Below are 16,610 nucleotides of genomic sequence, written 5' to 3' on the forward strand. Positions count from 1 at the left end.
TTTTTGGAACACAACCTTCATAATTCCTTGACTGCTCTGCGCAGGTTGCGCGATAATCGGTTTGCTCCATCACTTTGAATAAAGCGTCCAAGAAATTGTAATACACAAATGGCTTCTCCTGAAGGCAGCATGAACGGACGGGAACGATTCTTCTCGCTTAGCCGTTCATTCATCGCATCAATATGCGCTTCCAATGTTTGCATCACTTGTTGTTGCAGCGGCTGCAATGGCTCATTCCGTCCAAAGGAAGTAAACACCTGTCGGATGTAAAAGTTGGTCGTGTTATACAGATTTTTGGCATTCTGACACGCTTGATCCAGGTACGCAAACAACCGATGGCCAGGTTTGATCCACACTTGATGGGTCCTGTACGTGAACTTTGAATCTGACATGACTTCACCTCCTTCCAGCCATAAAATACGAAATACACGAATGTATGTTCCCTCCATATTTATTATACCGCTAATAAATATGGAAGGAAAGACCTTCTTGTGGGCGTATTCAGGAGGTCGCCGATTCACCTCGCCACTTGCAGAAGTGGGAGTCCTCTCAGAGAAAATTAATAGATTGCTTTTATTTGTTTACCAGAAAGGAATACTACGATGAGCGAAATTAAAGATTATCGCATTTTATTGTATTATAAATTTGTAGCGATACCCGATGCGGAGCAGTTTGCGGCCGAGCATCTTGCATATTGTAAGGAATTAAACGTGAAGGGCCGCATTCTTATTGCCGATGAAGGCATTAACGGAACCCTCTCGGGAACGGTTGAGCAAACCGAGCAATATATGCGCGACATGCATGCGAACCCGCTTTTCTCAGATCTCGTATTCAAGATCGACGAAGCCGATCAGCATGCTTTCAAGAAAATATTTGTCCGGTACAAGAAAGAGCTCGTTACACTCCGTTACGACAAACCGCTTGATCCGAACACGCTTAGCGGCACTCGTCTCTCGCCGAAGGAATTTCATGAGTATTTGCAAAGAGAAGACGTTATCGTTCTTGATGGTCGCAGCGATTATGAATATGATCTCGGCCATTTCCGCAACGCGATTAGACCTGATCTAGAGACGTTCAAGGAGTTTCCGGAATGGCTTCGCGAGCATATGGGCGAATTCAAAGACAAACCGATCATCACCTACTGCACGGGCGGCATACGCTGCGAGAAGCTGACAGGCGTCATGCTGAGCGAGGGCTTCAAGGATGTATATCAATTAGAGGGCGGAATTGTAACCTACGGCAAGGATGAGGAAGTGCAAGGAAGATTGTTCGACGGCAAATGCTATGTATTTGACGAGCGGACCTCCGTTACGATTAATCGAACGGATGAAGCTGTCGTCGTGGGCAAATGCCATCACTGTCAGCAGCCTGCCGATACGTATATCAATTGCGCGGATGATTCCTGCCACCGTCAGCATCTGGTTTGCACGGAATGCGAGGAAACCAAGCAGGGCTTCTGCTCGTCGGAATGCGAAGAGCATGTCATTAACATATCCTAAAACAAAGGTTGATCTTCCTTATCGGAGATCAACCTTTGTTTCGTATTTTTCAAAAAAAATGTTTCCAATTTTATAACATTGGATAACCTAAAGTTGCCTCAGTGGTTTAGGCAATCAAGCTAATGGAGGTCATACGAATGGCTCGCAACAAAAAAAAATCGATTCCAAGCAAAAATCAAGCGTTTAAAGTGAACTCGCGGGAAGCGGAGAACAACTTAGCTGCTTCCACGGAAGAAAACCGCAATCAGAAGGGTCATATTCCGAATAGTCCATCAACAGGCTAGACGAAACCGAAAAAAAGAGCTGCCGGCGAGATCATTCTCGCAGACAGCTCTTCTTATTCTAATGTGAAGTGACGGGTTCCCACCGTTGGCGATACTGGACAAGGCGCGGATGGACATGGCCAGACTCAGTGATTACGAAAAGTCGTATTTTTACAATCCATTCCTCGAACGACGAAAAAGAAGCAAATAAATTCGCCATTTCACCAGTCATGAGCAGGAAAAGCGGTGCCGGATACGTTTCGGATAAATGCCGCAGCGCCGAATCGATCGGCGTATATTTTTTCCGTTTCCCCTCCAGCCGTTCAACGATTACATTCGCTGCATCACGATCCCGCTTCCATTCGTGCAGCTTATCTTCCCGCTTATGATACGCGCTTACCGGCTCCTTCGACAACCGCTTAACGCTTTGCTCATGCAAGGGATATAGAACCAGCTTCGCGAAGGAACGCTCCTTGGAGATATAAGCCGCGAAATCAAGCTCGCGCTCCGTTATATGCTCGAATGAATCATAATAGACGATCGTCCCTTTACGATCATCCTTTGGCGGCTCGTAGCCGAATGGCACTTTTTTCGCGATATCACTCATAAGTTTGCTCTCCTATGTTTAACGATTGTCTTGCAATTGAAAATAACACATATGTATCGTAAATGCCATTTCAGAGCTTTCTATAGTCGCTTTTCATTATATTCTTCACTAGTCCTGACCACTTCGAATTAGCTGGACAGTATTTTTTGGCTACCTGCTCAATGGTCTCTAATCCTTTTCCTACATAATGCTTTGCCAGAAGCTTTCCGAATCTCCTAACGCTGTCTCCCTTTGTTTTGAAGCTGAAAGCCTTATTATATTGATCCCCGTCAATCGCATTTAAACCGAATAAATTATTTTTAAGTTTAGCAATCTTGCTCTTGCCATTCCCGCTTTCAAGCTTCATGACCGCAATGGTGAAAAAAGCGTTTATGCCGTATTCATCTTCGATTTCAAGAATGGCCTCTTCTAAACCGTGTCCTGATAAAGCAGTGCCCGCGAAAATTTTCTCAATATGGGCGACGGTTAGACCGGAATCCGATTCAACGATCGATGTCGGCTTGCCCGGCTCCGAAGCCATTTCTTCTTCCTCGGTTTGTTGAGATGCCTCATATGTATTGCTTTCAATGCTTACGGCTCCTTTTTCCTTCTTCTGGTCCGCCATTTCCCTATCCTGTGCTTCTCTCTCGATTAATTTAGCATAGCCTCCATGGATAAAGCCGCCATCCTTCAATTCCAGCCAGCCATTATCCAATACCGTGACGATTTCGAATGTTGTTCCTAGCTCGACAACCGTCATGATTCGGGATCTCGCATTCGGCTCCGTTCGGACGTTCAGGTAGTATGCGGTAACCCGGTAGGCAGGCAATGGCTCTTCAATAACCGGCGACTCCTTCTTCGCTGGCGGATCTACGGATAGAATACTCACATCCGATTGCTTATTTTCAATGGTCGGTTCCGGGGGATATGGGGGCATGGTTTGAGAGAAAATGATTTCTTTGGGGGACGCAATTGGCGCTGCCTCAGCAGGCACTACCGCTGCTGCAATAACTGATTCCGCTTTGTTCTTATTTATAGGTTGAACATACATGCCTAATGTGACGATTACCGATAACATTAAGAAATAAATGAAGGATTGCTGAATTAACTTTTTTCGCATAACTATACCTCTTCCCATAATTTATTGAAGGATACGCGTTACGAGCTAAGTTAGATGGCTATAATACGCAGCCTTGGGGACAATCAGACAGTCTGTGAAGATTATATGTCGGTTAGTTCCCAAAAAAGACGAGATTTCGTCCCGTTTTCGCGGAAAAGGGCAATTATGAGAAAAAATAAATAATTCGCATTCAGCAGTAGAAATTCTTGCATCTCCCGCAATTACGCGTAAAAAAGCTCTTATTCCCGATAGAATAAGAGCTTTTTTACGTCGAATCATCATCAGACATTCATGAGCTTCAATGATTGATTTCCATATTAGCCTGCTCCCATGACTAAACGCAATAAACGAGACCGTCAGTCGCACGCTGCGTGCCAACTGTCATAAACATGGAGTTTTTTTTATATATAGTTAAGAATCGGATAAAAGGGTGTGAAGTATTGAAGATATATGTTGCGGATGACGGGGATACTCTCAGAACTATCGCGAAAAAAAATGGTGTCCAAGTTTTAGATCTCATCTTTATCAATCCACATATTGCAAGTCCTGATCAAAATATCGCCGGCAGACAAGTAATATTCCCCGCTTCAGCCAGACCGGACAGAAATCAGGCGAATATTCCCCCGTGCCCGCCTGCTCAACCGCCGGATTACCTCGATCACTGGATTCCGCTTACGCCGTTGAATCAAATGGCTAAAACGGAATATGACGTGATTATCGTCGGTACCGGTGCAGGTGGAGGATCTGTTCTTTGGAGATTATGCGAACAATGGGGAAGAAGCGGGAAACGGATCGGGGTCGTGGAAGCAGGGGATCTCTTGCTGCAGACTCATGCATGGAACATTCCCACGTTTGATGGCGAACGCGGCTGGCGATATTTCTCAAATCCGAAAGTATCGATTCCGATTGGGAACTCCCTTCCGGAATATTCAGGTGCGAGAAACATTCTCACTTTTGGCGGAAAAACCTTATTCTGGGGACTTGTCAGCCCAAGAATGCATATTACCGAGTTTGCCGGATGGCCCGTAACCGTTAAGGAAATGGAGAAATACTATAACATCGCCGAACAGGTAATGGATGTCAATAAAGAATTTAGCAAGGGGTCTTCGATCACCGAAATTCTTCTTGAACGGCTTCGGGAAAATGGTTTTCCGGATGCCCTATTTACTCCGTTGGCCGTCGATCTTGAACCGACCAACTACGGAGAGTTTCATTCCAACGTAGCTTTCAGTTCGATCTTATTTTTTGCCAGAGCTTTAAACCTAAAGTCATTCGATTTGGCTGTAAAGGCTCGTGCCGTTCAAGTGCTGACAGAAGATGGAGGAGCGTCCGGCGTAAGGGTTATGACACCGGAAAAGAATTCGTATATTATCAAAGCGAAAACCGTTGTTTTGGCGGCAAATGCTTTTGAAACGCCGCGCATTTTACTCAATTCAGGAATACCGGGGAAAGCGATCGGCCATTATCTTACAAATCATTCATTCATAACAGCCAATGGATTCCTGAACACCAAAGATTTTCCCGAAGTTTTAGGAACGCTGGATATTTTGATTCCGTACACGGAGGACCTTCCCTATCAGTTGCAGCTTGGTGGACCGGAAGGATATCAAGTGTATCATTATAAAGAAAAACCTAGAAAGGATGAATGGGATATCGGTTTTTATGGCGCTTTTGGCAAGGTGGAATCAAGATTTGAAAACAGGGTCAGCCTTGATCCCGTCAGGCGGGATGAATACGGGGTTCCACCGATACAAGTCCATTTCTCGTACAGTGAAAAAGATCAAGCGGTTATTCGCCAAATGGGATCCGCCATGAGACAGGCATCTTCAGTCATGGGAATACGATTAGCTTCAGAAAACGGCCAACCTGAAATGTGTCTCAGGCCTCCCGGAGCTGATTTTCATGAATCCGGAACGTGCCGGATGGGTTATGATCCTTCCACCTCTGCAACTAACCAATATGGGCAAATTCACGGTATATCTGGACTCTATATAGCCGATAACAGCGTATTACCTTCCAATGGAGCAGCCAATCCAACACTTACCACTGTTGCCTTGGCTATTCGCAGTGCGGACCATATCATAGAACAATTGAAATAGCTGAGATGTGTTAAGTTGTCCTCCCCTTCCATCGTCGGAACATGATCAGAACTTATCTATAGAGCACCTCTTTCTTATTTTCGGATTAGATTCCTGCTTTGGCAGCAATCTCTTTAACGCCTGTAATATCATGAAAAAAAAGGACTTAAAATGGCATACTCGATGCCAATTGAGTCCTTTTTTTATTCGTATTGGTTACTTCCCTATCGATTCCCGGTATTCGCTTGGCGAAAGCCCCACCTTTTTCTTAAAAATTTGACTGAAATAACGCGGGTCCTGATAACCGACCTTTTCCGCTACCTCGTAATTTTTGAAATGAGTTCTTTTCAGCATATCCTTCGCTTTATTGATCCGAATATCGGTTAGATGCTCAATGAAAGTTTTTCCGGTATTCATTTTGAATAGCAGGCTCAAATAAGTCGGTGTCATATACACCTTCCGGGCTACGCTTTGGAGCGAAGCATATTGACATTCCTGCTCCATATGATGAATCGTTTTCTTAATAATGCTCCGGTGGCTTTCCTTTTGGTTGTGGGAGAGGACTTCTTTAAGACCGATTAGAAAACGGATTACATAATCCTTGATTTCCTCAAGCGTCTCAAGCTTTACGATCGTCATGACATCGAAATGTTCATAAGGACTTATATTTTCCGTTTCAACCAGCGCTTTCTTCTCCATCCCCACAAGCAGTCTAACCGTCAAATCATACACGCTTTGAGTATCGATTGGCCCCTTTTGCAGCAACCATTCGAAAAAAACGTTGACGGACTCCTCGATCTCAGCAGATGATTCAGCTGCCTTGAAAGCATTGAACAGCTCCTTCTCTTTGTCCGCAGGATATTGCTGCAGGGATTCATAACGTCCAAGCTCGCTATAATGGATAATCTGCCCGGTTCCCCGGTAGAACTTATACTGCAGCGCCTTGGCCGCTTGACGGTACGAATGATAAATATCATACAATTGGCTGCACGGCTTCCCAACTCCAATGTTAACCGGTCCATTCAGTTGTTCGTTCAGCTTATGTTGCAACGTTACGAGCAAATCCTTCGAGACCCAGGAGAATAGCAGCGCTGCTCTTCCTTCTTCATCCAGAAAGACGACGCTGCCGTCCGATAATTGCTTGTGCAAAAAGTCACGCATCTGCTCCAAAAAAATAGTTTTCTCATGCTCGTCCTCAAAGTGGGCTGTCGGTTCTATTAAAGCAAGCGCGGGAAAGGTATAATACGGATTTAGCTTTAAGCGCGATAAGCTGTCTATTAAATCAGATTTGGTGCACCTCTCGTCGGAAACCAAATTCCGGAGAAACCGATCTCTCATCCATGTCAATATGATATCCTCTTCAAATAATAGTCCCTCTTTCAGCATGCTCCATTACCCCTTTTTGTAAGGTTGATCGATGAGATGCGTTACTAATTGAGATGAATCATTTTGTAGGAGTGCATATGCTCGATAAAGGCTTGCTCGGCAGCGTCTGCATCCCCCGTTCGCAGCACTTCGACGAGCAGCAGATGCCACTCAGCAAGAGCTTCCGTCGTAAAATATCGATTAGATATGGCCATAAACCGCATGACCTTCAGCTTCATATGATTCCACAGGTCAAGAATCATATGCTTCTCGAACGGGAGCCTGTAAGCATCGTATATACGTGCTCACTGATCGAGTTAACTGGCATAATCGGCGATTTCCCCTGCATCGAACCCAAATCTCCGTTTCGTATTATCGATTATCGATAATTAACTTCATGGCTTTATTATAGAGCGCTTTCATTATTTTGACAACGGAGGAATTTGTCGAATCATGGTAAATCACAAAAAAAGGAACGAAGATTGAGCCTCCCGGCTTCCTCGTTCCCAACTCCTGCTGGGACATTCAATTGCTATCGGCCATTAATTCCCGAACAAAATATCGATTGCCATGCCTAGTTTCCCTGCTTTTTTTCCTCTTAGGATGTCCGGATTATAAAAAACAAGAATTACGAACCGTACTTCTTAATGATCGTTGATCCGAAAAAGGCCGTTTTTTTATTAATGGAGTTAATTTTAAATGTGTCTAAACAATAGTGATCTACGGTATTTTCTTTTAAATCTAATGCAGCTTCATATGGTTGCAAGTGGAATTCCACTAAATTGTACCATATCTCCGCGAAAAAAAGACAAAACACCAAAAACTGATGTTTTGTCCTTGTAACGTTAAGAATTTTTTGATCTGTTGGCCATATCGACGATCATTACGATAAGCACGAGTAGTTGAATGAGCAATTCCGCACTCATTTCAATCCCTCCCAGCTATAAGTAATGCTCCTTCGCTGCAGCCTCTCCTCTCGATTGCCTTACGAACATCTCCCATTACCATATCTATGGCCGAATGTTGAAATTTATGCCGAATATTCGCGCTAATTAATTATAATAGTATTTAACGAGATAAATCCTTAACCATATTAACGTGAGGAATTGTACGAGGATAATACGCAAATTCTCTCCAGCTTTCCCCTCTACGATACGCACTCTTCCTGTACCGACTGGCTCCATATCATAATAAACGAGAACATGCTTAGCCATATCCTCGAACTCATCCATCTCAACCTCTTCAGCTACCCCTTTCTCAAAAGCTACAGCTTAAAGGCCACAATTGGCATCGCTGCTCTTACCATTGCCTTCAAGAGATTGATGTTTTACCATATAAATACTATACTTAACATTAAATTTCCCACAAATGGAGGTCATCGAATTACATGAGCAATTGGATCGCTCTAATTAAGAAAGGCAACACCTCTTCTGCAACGGCTGCGTTAGGCAACACGGGCTTGGCTATCATAAAAGCCATCGCTGCCTCCATTAGCGGCAGCGGAACTATGTTTGCATCAGCTATGCATTCAGTTGCGGATGCGGTTAATCAAGGCTTTGTATTTATCGGAAGCGTACTTGCCGAACGCTCGCCAACGAGACGCTTCCCGACCGGCTTCGGACGCATTATCAATCTATTTTGCATGATTGCTGTTATTGTTGTCACGATAATGGCTTATGAAACGTTTCTCAAAGGCATTAAGCTTCTCAAGCACCCCGAAGAAGCGACAAATTTTTGGCTGAACTTTATCGTATTGTTGATCGCGATCGTCATTGACGGCAGCATTCTGTTGAAAGCGATGAAAGAGATCATAAAGGAAACCCGCTCGGATGCGAAAGGCTTTAACATCTTCTACGAGGCATTTCGGAACGCTAATCGCGCCTCTCCTCCTACGCGTCTCGTGTTTTACGAGGATATCGTAGCAACGCTTGGTGCCGTGTTTGCGACAGTGGCGATCGTATTCGCTGCATTTACCCCCTTCAAGGCGATGGATGGTATTGCCACTATACTTATTGCTTGTTTGATGATCGGAGTGGCGTTTAAGGTTGGATTTGATAATATGATTGGCCTCATAGGAGTTGCGGCACCCAAGGATGTGGAGGACCGTATTGCCGGCTTGATCATTTCCGATGCAGATGTTACCGATATTGGCAAACTTCGCATCGTCCAAGAGGGACGGCGATATCATGTTGAAGCCTATATCGAGCTTCGCAACGGACTTTCCTTAGCAGACGCGACTAATATTAAATTGAGGCTTAAAGACAGGCTGCTAACCGACAGCGATATTTCCGACGTTACGCTGGGCATTATGGATGACAACGGCGTCAAAACGTGGGTTCCTTCCAAATAAGAAATAAAAGGCGAACAGAGCGGCTCTGTTCGCCTTTTATTTCTTCAAATGACCAACGAGCGGAATTATAAGCCAAATTCGGTGCATTCTTTTCCAAGTGGACTAATGCTATCCTGTAAATAGTCTTAACCATAATGATAATGAGGCGGGATGAAATTGTCATACTTATCCGTTAGTACATGGAGCTTACACCGCATTCTTGGCCCTCTCCGCTGGACCGTGTGGGATGCCGATTCTTGCACTCACCAAACGAGAGTGCAGGAACAACCGCAACAATTAACATTGCTTGAGCTCCCTGCTGCAGCTGCATCAAGGGGTTATAAAGCCATTGAGGTTTGTCATTTTCACTTTCCTGCTACCGAAGCCTCTTATTTAGAACAGCTTCGTCAATCCTTTCTAGCCGCGGACGTTTCGTTCGATACGCTTCTGCTTGATTACGGCGATCTTACGAATACAGATGTAACAAGAAGGACGGCAGATATATCCCTCATTCGCGAATGGATTGATGCAGCTTCTCTATGCGGAGCCAAGCAAATCCGTATCATCGCCGGCGAGGCGTCCCCAACTGACGAAGCTGCTATTCAGCAAGCCGCGTCTGCATTATCGGAGCTTGCTCAATACGCTGCGCCAAAAGACGTTCGAGTCGTAACAGAAAACTTCAAGCCGCTTACTTCCACTGCCGAAAGCTCACTCAAGCTGTTAGCGGGAGCTGGAGATCGAGTCGGGTTTATTACCGATTTCGGAAATTATCATGGACCTGACAAGATGGCGGAAATTGCCGCGACAACACCTCTCAGCGTATCGATTCATGCCAAACCCAACTACGTCGATGCAGGAATTCCGGATGCGGAATCCTTCAATTCCTATCTTAAGCAAGTTCAAGAAACCGGCTATAATGGCTCTTATGTCCTGATTTATGACGGTCCGGGCGATATGTGGCAAGGACTTGATCGGATTAAAGCAATTGTTGAGCCTTATCTATCGACAGCACGTTAGTGCAAATTAACACGAAAAAAAGCAGATAGCAGTTACGATTCGTATCTGCCATCCGCTTTTTTGTTTACATAATTATAATGATGTCTACTTAATTCGAATGAGTGCAGCCATTTTACTCGAAATGTTATTCATAAGAAAAGCCGATCGAAAGGCAAATAGCGTGAAATATGTATTTCACGCCATTTTTATAGAGGAAAATGGATGCCTATTTCCCGTTTTTATCGGCTATTGGCTTTTTTCCGTACCTGTTTCCGTAATAGTCAGCTCTACGCTATAAGTAATCGGAATCCGGCTAAACGCCTGGTCCCAGTTCTTCTTTACCTTTTGCCATAACTTCGGCTGTTCAATGCTTAGACGCGTTCCAAAACCGACGACATCGGCTTTATATTCCTTCTGTATTTTGTCTAAGCCTTGCTTAGCTAATCGCATGATCTCCCGTTCTACCGACTGCTCCACGCCAGCTCTATAAGCATCATCGATGGGCCCGCTATTTTCACTCCAATCTTCAATAATGCGACCTTCCGATTTCATCTTTACATCAAAAGAAACGTTATCGCCGTCGACGCTTGTATAAATTTCGCTATTCATAGCTTTTAGCTCATAAGCGATCATTTCATTTGTCTTTTCATTTACACATTTAATAATGCCTCCCTCAGCCTCGCCGCTAAGTAAAATGACCCCTAACAATTCTTCTTCATTCAGAAGCCCTCTGAATTTTTGCGTTTTACCTTTAATGACCGCCGCCCCTGAAAGCTTGACCTCCCCTTCTGCTGCAACCACATTTTGCAGCATATAGCTTGATTCCGCGTGCATATGCTTCTCCAGCTTGTATAAGGTCATTCGCGGCATAATTTTAAGCGTCCGATAACGATTTTCCAGCATGCCCATTAGTCGAAAGGCTGGAACGATCGAATTCCCTTTTGCTTCCAATGTATGTTTGGCCAATCCGCTGCTCATCATCACAACGCAATTTGGTCTAATATCATTATCCCTTAAGAAGAAATCCAACAGCTGATACATGCTTTTATGTCTGGCAAGCTGCTCATTAATGACGATCACTTTGAGATGGTGACCGATTGCAGGACGTTCCATCCGGGTAGACAACTGTCTTATCATATCGATGATCGAATCACCTGTTTCGGACACGTTTAAATAAGCTTTGGTGGCAGGATCCCCAGCCGAATTCCCTCCTTTTTCCTCGGATTGCTTGTTCACGATTTGGAGGGTCACCGATAATAGCTTTCTATCATTGGCATTTACGGCTAACTTGCCAAGTTTTGCTTCCAGCTTCGTTTCCTTGGCCTGATCAAGCGCTACGCCAACGTAAATACTAAGTTCCTCGATTTCGTCTTTACTCCAACAGCCAGTTTGAATGAGTAAAGAACAAGTACACAAGCCTATTAACAAATATTTCGTTCGGTTAAAAGTGATCTTCATCCCCTGCTCCCTTTCTTCCATTTGGTGAGAAGCAATAACGCAAAGGGTATGCATCCGACTAAATAGATAGCCGTATTTCCAAGTAAATCACCGAAGGCAAATAAAACATCCAAATTTTTCGGAATGTTCGAAATAATGTATACGACGGGCAACAAAGCAAACAGGCATGAGGTTAAGTTGATGTTCAATAGCTGCGATAGTCCCAAGCTTGCCGCATAGTAGGAAATCGTATAGGAGGAATAAATTTGCATAATCCAAATGACTAGCAGCAGCGACTCGAACCGCTCGAATATGAGACCCGGTAATTCAAAGCTGCGCACCAGATCGAGCGTGGGCCATGTTCTTGTCAGAACACCGTCAACGGACAAAGCGCCAATAACCATAATGACGGTAATGAGATACAGAATAACGGTTATTGCCGTACCGTAAACGACCGCTTTGACGGATTTGGCAGGCTGCTTCATGAATGCAGTAAGGATCAAAATAATTTCTACGCCGATAAAGGACAACGCCGTAGGTTTAACGCCTGCTAATACAGGCATAAATCCTTGCCCTAATACCGGTCTCAGATTATCAAGCTCGAAGATGCTAAACCCCATAAACATAACGAATAAATAAATGACGATCGTCAGCGGAAGAATGATCTCGAATAATCGTGCGATCGGATTCAGTCCGCCCGTCATGAGATAGAGGCTTACCCACATAAACGCTATAATGATAGCCCACGAGGGCGTGCCTTCGAGTAAAAATAAGCTTGTTACTTCCGTTAAAGCTCGTACTTGATAACCGGCCAGCATAAAGAAATAAATAATAAACGCAGCACTGATAAGTCCGCCGATCCATTTGCCCAGCAAACTCTTGTTATACTGAAATACGGTTAGTCCGGGATGTGATTTCGACAAAACCGCCATGATGATGCCGGCAGCAATAGCAATCATTCCTCCTATGAGAACGGAAAGCCACACATCCGGAGTCCCTGCTGCTTCCGCGGCAACTCTCGGCAGCGTAAGCACTCCCGTTCCAAGTAAAAAGTTCGAGACAATGACAGCCGCTTGAGCAGTAGTAATTTGATCCGTATTATTATTGATCATCATTACCTTCTTCCAAATTGAATTAGTTACGCTTCCTCTTCTGATTTTTCGTATGCAGCATCTCAGGTCTTTGCTTCATCATAAACATGGGCATACGAAAGAAAAAATCCTTCCAATCGCTTAAACGGTATGGCACGGCAGGACTGGCATACGGAACGCCAAAGCTTTTCAGCTTCACAACATGTGCGCATAACATCAGGAAAAACAAAATAACCCCATACATGCCAAATGCCGCGGCACAAAACATCGGCACAAAACGCAGCATGCGCAAAGATATCCCCGCGCTGTATTGCGGTATGGCAAAGGAAGAAATGGCTGTAATCGCTACGACAATAACAAGAATCGGACTAACGATGCCGGCTTGTACAGCTGCTTCACCAATAATCAAACCGCCAACAATACCCATTGCCGGACCGATAGGCTTTGGAAGCCTAAGTCCTGCTTCCCTCAATATCTCAATCGCGACCTCCATGATTAATGCTTCCACGAGCGAGGTGAACGGGACGCCCACCCTAGCTCCTACGATTGAGATCGCAAGCTTTGTCGGGATGAGGCCAGGGTGAAACGATATAAAGGAAACGTACATGGCAGGCGTCAATAATGAAATTAATGCAGCGAAAAACCGCAGAAGTCGGAGCAGCGTTCCTGCCATCCATCTCTCATAATAATCTTCAGGGGATTGTAACAGCATGCTAAACGTAACGGGCGCGATCAAAGCGAACGGCGTTCCGTCCAACAAAATCGCCACACGGCCCTCCATCAGCGCAGCAATGACGCGATCCGGCCTTTCTGTGCTTTGCACCTGCGGGAACGGGCTCAAATAATTGTCCTCAATCAGCTGCTCGACATAGCCGGATTCCATTACGTTATCAATGTCGATTTTCAGCACTCTTCGCCGAACCTCTTCAACTAAATCCGGGTCCGCTATATCCATAATATAAGCGATGATCAGGTCTTTCTTAGCACGTTCACCAACCTGTATCGACATAAATGCCAAGCTGGCATTTTCCCCATGACGGCGAAGAAGCGCGGTATTATCCGATAGGGTTTCATTAAAGCCGGCTCTTGGGCCTCTAACTAGCGCTTCCGAAATCGGCTCCTCGATATTACGCGACTTGACTTTAGCCGTACCGATCACCAGCGCTTCCGAAAAACCATCGATGACAAGCGCGGTAGACCCTAAGAGCACCTTCGGTATAAATTCGTCTATGGAGGAAGCTTCCGTCAGCTGACTGACGGATAGAACTTGATTTTTAATATAGTTTTTCGTGATGGATGCCTGATCCACATGTATGGACATTAATGCTTTTAAAATATGCTGATCAATCAGCTCGCGATCGGCTAACCCATTTACAAATATAATAGCTCCAGCCTTACCTGAATCGCCTAATGCAAATGGTCTGACAACCACATCAGAGTAATATTTCGTTTTTTCTTGAATGAGACTTAAATTTTCCAACAAATTGTCGTTCATCTGAATCACTCTTCCTCTGGTTTACGGAACCATTTGAATAGGTATGCAATCATAAGAGGAACGGCAAGGGTAACGAAGGCTTCGACAAAAACCTTCCATTCCGGTATGTTCTGAATAATCGCTTGCAGCATGAATGATCCACTCTCCCGCATCAAAACCGTGTCGAATAATTAACATTTTTGCCGTTAATCGTCGCCTTTAAACGGTTGAGGAAGCTAATCGCGCAAAAAAAAAAGAAGAGGGAGCATCCCTCTTCAAGCTAGTTCATATAGATGAAACGATTATAGGCTTTCAATGGTTACTCCTTGCGGAATAATCTGCATAACCTGCTCGCGAACGGCAGCATCATTCAGCTTTTCGCCAAAAATAACGATCGTTCCGCTGTCCCCCCGCGAACGAATCAAACGCCCCATACCCTGTCTCAAACGAAGCAGCATGTAAGGCATATCGACTTGCTCGAACGGCGAACCGGCATCCTTCCTTCTTGCCGCAAACAAGGGATCATTCGGAGGGAATGGAAGCTCCCATACGATAACCTGGGATAATGACGGGCCTGGAATATCGAGTCCTTCCCACAACGTTACCGCGCACAGAATACTCGCCTCATCGGTCTGGAACTGCTCGATGATGTAGCTGATTTCTGCAGTGCCTTCATATAAAAATCTGTATGCGGCGGATTCGTCATGATGCTCGGACTTCGACTTAAACAGCTCTAGCTGCTCCATCGATGGAAACAAGATTAAAGTTCTGCCGCCAGCCTGCTTTAACCTCCGGAAAGTTTCCTCTACCTTTTCATCAATCCCCATTGATTTCCCCATCAAAGGTGCCATTACGCGCATTTGCTCCGCGTACTCATACGGAGAAGGAACGGAGAAGGATAAAGCGTTGTCCATTCCGAGAATATCCATCATGTATATGAACGAGCCGTTTACGGATAACGTTGCGGAGGAGAATACGATTGGCATTTTCCGGGAAAATACTTGCTCCTTCAATATCTCCTTCACCCATTTCGGCATAATGACGAGCGATAGGCTGTCCTTGTCCTGCGAAACCCAGGTGATGGGCTTATCCTCTCTCTTATATAACGAAAGGGCGAATTGAATCATTTCCAGATGCTCTTCAACGATTTTGAGCTGATATGCGTCAATCGTATACAAGCCGCTCTCGAAAACGAGCTCCTCTTCGATGACCGACAGCATATCCTGAAGCCGATTAATTTCGTGAAGCAGCTCATCGCTCCATACCAGCTCCTTGCGGGTTGAACCCGGGACCTTCACGCTTTTCCTATCAATTAAACGAAACAAAAACTCACTTTGGGTAATGGCATCTTCTACGGCTACCGCTAATGACTCGCGAATTTCCTCCTGCAGCAATCGTGTGATGATGCCTTCAAATACGGGGTGATTCAGCTTGTAAGTCAGCGCCTGCTGCGCGGCGGTTTCGAGCAAATGTCCCTCATCGAATACAACGGAGCTATGCTCCGGCAAGAGCGGCAGCTGCCCCTCGCGCTTTCTCGCCTCATTTGTCCATATATGCTCCATATAGAAATCATGGGAGCAAATAATGACGTCCGCGGCTTTGCGGTAATGGTCTCGCGATAAGGTTTGACCACAGCGATGTCTTCTGTCGCAAACCAAGCAGTCCTGGAAGACATCCCAGCCAAGCCTGTTCCACAGTTCATCGTTAAGGCTTGGATAATCCTTCCGGTTCCCGTACGGATAGAAGCCTTGCATCGAATCCGGTTTGTTAACAAAGCCAGGCAAATCGCGATAAATGCCATCGAACAGCTCGCCATCGTCAAGCTCGTCGCGTACATCGTCAAGCTTATTCAAACATAAATACTGGTCTGCGGATTTTCCAAGTCTTGCATCAATAACGAAATCGAGATGACGGGCCAGCTTCGCAATATCCCCTTCCGGTTTAACGAGCTGCTCTATTAATGATTCGTCCGCACAGGCAATGATGGCGGGTTTCCTCATATAACGCGCATAGCTTATCGCATAAAGCAAATAGACAAGCGTTTTCCCGGTTCCCACGCCGGCTTCTGCGAAAATCGTCTGTTTTTCGGCAAACGCCCTTTCCAATTGAAAGGCCATATAAATTTGCTCGTCTCTAATTTCAAAGCCTGCCTCGGGCAGCTTCTCATAGAAAACATCGGCTATCCAATCACTCGCCTGCCTGACAAAGGATTGCTTCGGGTCGAACTCAAACGGATATTTATTCACGATGGGTTGCCTCCATATAATAGGCACAAACGGCTGCGTGCAAGCACGCAGCCGTTTGTGCGGTTCCTCTTCTAAACATACATTCCAATATACCATTAAAACCTATGCTTAGTCAAAGAAAATGGA

15 protein-coding genes and 1 pseudogene are annotated in these 16,610 nt (G+C 45.1%); 5 read left to right on the forward strand and 11 right to left on the reverse strand.

Annotation, left to right across the window (positions count from 1 at the left end; translation table 11 throughout):
• Positions 1 to 392: pseudogene (locus L1N85_RS07150) on the reverse strand (RNA-guided endonuclease InsQ/TnpB family protein); the annotation flags it as partial.
• Between the two features lie 210 nt (positions 393 to 602).
• On the opposite strand from L1N85_RS07150, the gene trhO reads away from it, so the two are divergent.
• Both trhO and L1N85_RS07160 read left to right on the forward strand, forming a co-directional pair.
• Positions 603 to 1,499 (forward strand): oxygen-dependent tRNA uridine(34) hydroxylase TrhO, encoded by an 897-nt coding sequence (gene trhO / locus L1N85_RS07155; RefSeq protein ID WP_235236566.1) that lies wholly within the window; start codon positions 603 to 605, stop codon positions 1,497 to 1,499.
• Between the two features lie 137 nt (positions 1,500 to 1,636).
• Entirely contained in the window at positions 1,637 to 1,783 is a 147-nt protein-coding gene (locus tag L1N85_RS07160) for a hypothetical protein (protein WP_235236568.1), read from the forward strand.
• A gap of 58 nt (positions 1,784 to 1,841) precedes the next feature.
• On the opposite strand, the gene L1N85_RS07165 is transcribed toward L1N85_RS07160, so the two are convergent.
• Positions 1,842 to 2,369: a hypothetical protein gene (locus tag L1N85_RS07165; protein ID WP_235236570.1), complete on the reverse strand. Its 528-nt coding sequence runs from the start codon at positions 2,367 to 2,369 to the stop codon at positions 1,842 to 1,844.
• A gap of 70 nt (positions 2,370 to 2,439) precedes the next feature.
• Positions 2,440 to 3,468 carry a glucosaminidase domain-containing protein gene (locus L1N85_RS07170; RefSeq protein ID WP_235236572.1) on the reverse strand — a complete coding sequence of 343 codons (1,029 nt, stop codon included), beginning with the start codon at positions 3,466 to 3,468 and terminating at the stop codon, positions 2,440 to 2,442.
• Between the two features lie 440 nt (positions 3,469 to 3,908).
• Between L1N85_RS07170 and L1N85_RS07175 the strand changes: the two genes are divergently transcribed.
• The gene (locus L1N85_RS07175; RefSeq protein ID WP_328285172.1) at positions 3,909 to 5,567 is read left to right on the forward strand and encodes a GMC oxidoreductase; all 1,659 of its coding nucleotides are present in this window, start codon (positions 3,909 to 3,911) and stop codon (positions 5,565 to 5,567) included.
• Between the two features lie 195 nt (positions 5,568 to 5,762).
• Here the strand turns inward: L1N85_RS07175 and L1N85_RS07180 are convergent, their stop codons facing one another.
• The 3 genes from L1N85_RS07180 to L1N85_RS27535 all read right to left on the reverse strand — a co-directional run bounded on the left by L1N85_RS07180 (position 5,763) and on the right by L1N85_RS27535 (position 8,143).
• Positions 5,763 to 6,932 (reverse strand): helix-turn-helix domain-containing protein, encoded by a 1,170-nt coding sequence (locus tag L1N85_RS07180; protein WP_235236576.1) that lies wholly within the window; start codon positions 6,930 to 6,932, stop codon positions 5,763 to 5,765.
• A gap of 44 nt (positions 6,933 to 6,976) precedes the next feature.
• Positions 6,977 to 7,210, reverse strand: a complete 234-nt coding sequence (locus L1N85_RS07185; RefSeq protein WP_328285180.1) for an FCD domain-containing protein — start codon at positions 7,208 to 7,210, stop codon at positions 6,977 to 6,979.
• Between the two features lie 753 nt (positions 7,211 to 7,963).
• Positions 7,964 to 8,143: a GNAT family N-acetyltransferase gene (locus L1N85_RS27535; protein ID WP_328285173.1), complete on the reverse strand. Its 180-nt coding sequence runs from the start codon at positions 8,141 to 8,143 to the stop codon at positions 7,964 to 7,966.
• 155 nt (positions 8,144 to 8,298) lie between these two features.
• Here L1N85_RS27535 and L1N85_RS07195 point away from each other — a divergent pair, with 155 nt between their 5' ends.
• Both L1N85_RS07195 and L1N85_RS07200 read left to right on the forward strand, forming a co-directional pair.
• The gene (locus L1N85_RS07195; RefSeq protein ID WP_235236580.1) at positions 8,299 to 9,261 is read left to right on the forward strand and encodes a cation diffusion facilitator family transporter; all 963 of its coding nucleotides are present in this window, start codon (positions 8,299 to 8,301) and stop codon (positions 9,259 to 9,261) included.
• Between the two features lie 150 nt (positions 9,262 to 9,411).
• Positions 9,412 to 10,257 carry a sugar phosphate isomerase/epimerase family protein gene (locus L1N85_RS07200; protein ID WP_235236582.1) on the forward strand — a complete coding sequence of 282 codons (846 nt, stop codon included), beginning with the start codon at positions 9,412 to 9,414 and terminating at the stop codon, positions 10,255 to 10,257.
• Between the two features lie 225 nt (positions 10,258 to 10,482).
• Here the strand turns inward: L1N85_RS07200 and L1N85_RS07205 are convergent, their stop codons facing one another.
• The 5 genes from L1N85_RS07205 to L1N85_RS07220 form a co-directional block, all read right to left on the reverse strand.
• Positions 10,483 to 11,694 (reverse strand): Ger(x)C family spore germination protein, encoded by a 1,212-nt coding sequence (locus L1N85_RS07205; protein WP_235236584.1) that lies wholly within the window; start codon positions 11,692 to 11,694, stop codon positions 10,483 to 10,485.
• A complete protein-coding gene (locus L1N85_RS07210) occupies positions 11,691 to 12,785 on the reverse strand; it encodes a spore germination protein (protein WP_235236833.1) in 1,095 nt (364 codons plus the stop codon). Before L1N85_RS07210 ends, L1N85_RS07205 begins: the two co-directional genes overlap by 4 nt.
• A 22-nt stretch (positions 12,786 to 12,807) precedes the next feature.
• Entirely contained in the window at positions 12,808 to 14,268 is a 1,461-nt protein-coding gene (locus L1N85_RS07215; RefSeq protein ID WP_407946340.1) for a spore germination protein, read from the reverse strand.
• Positions 14,265 to 14,390, reverse strand: coding sequence for a hypothetical protein (locus L1N85_RS27090; protein WP_268818178.1), 126 nt, complete (start codon positions 14,388 to 14,390; stop codon positions 14,265 to 14,267). The genes L1N85_RS07215 and L1N85_RS27090 overlap by 4 nt, the downstream gene beginning before the upstream one ends.
• A 150-nt stretch (positions 14,391 to 14,540) precedes the next feature.
• Positions 14,541 to 16,484, reverse strand: coding sequence for an ATP-dependent DNA helicase (locus tag L1N85_RS07220; RefSeq protein ID WP_235236586.1), 1,944 nt, complete (start codon positions 16,482 to 16,484; stop codon positions 14,541 to 14,543).
• Positions 16,485 to 16,610: the final 126 nt, after the last annotated feature.

It is taken from the genome of Paenibacillus alkaliterrae (genome assembly GCF_021532375.1).
In the GTDB taxonomy this organism is placed as follows: domain Bacteria; phylum Bacillota; class Bacilli; order Paenibacillales; family Paenibacillaceae; genus Pristimantibacillus; species Pristimantibacillus alkaliterrae.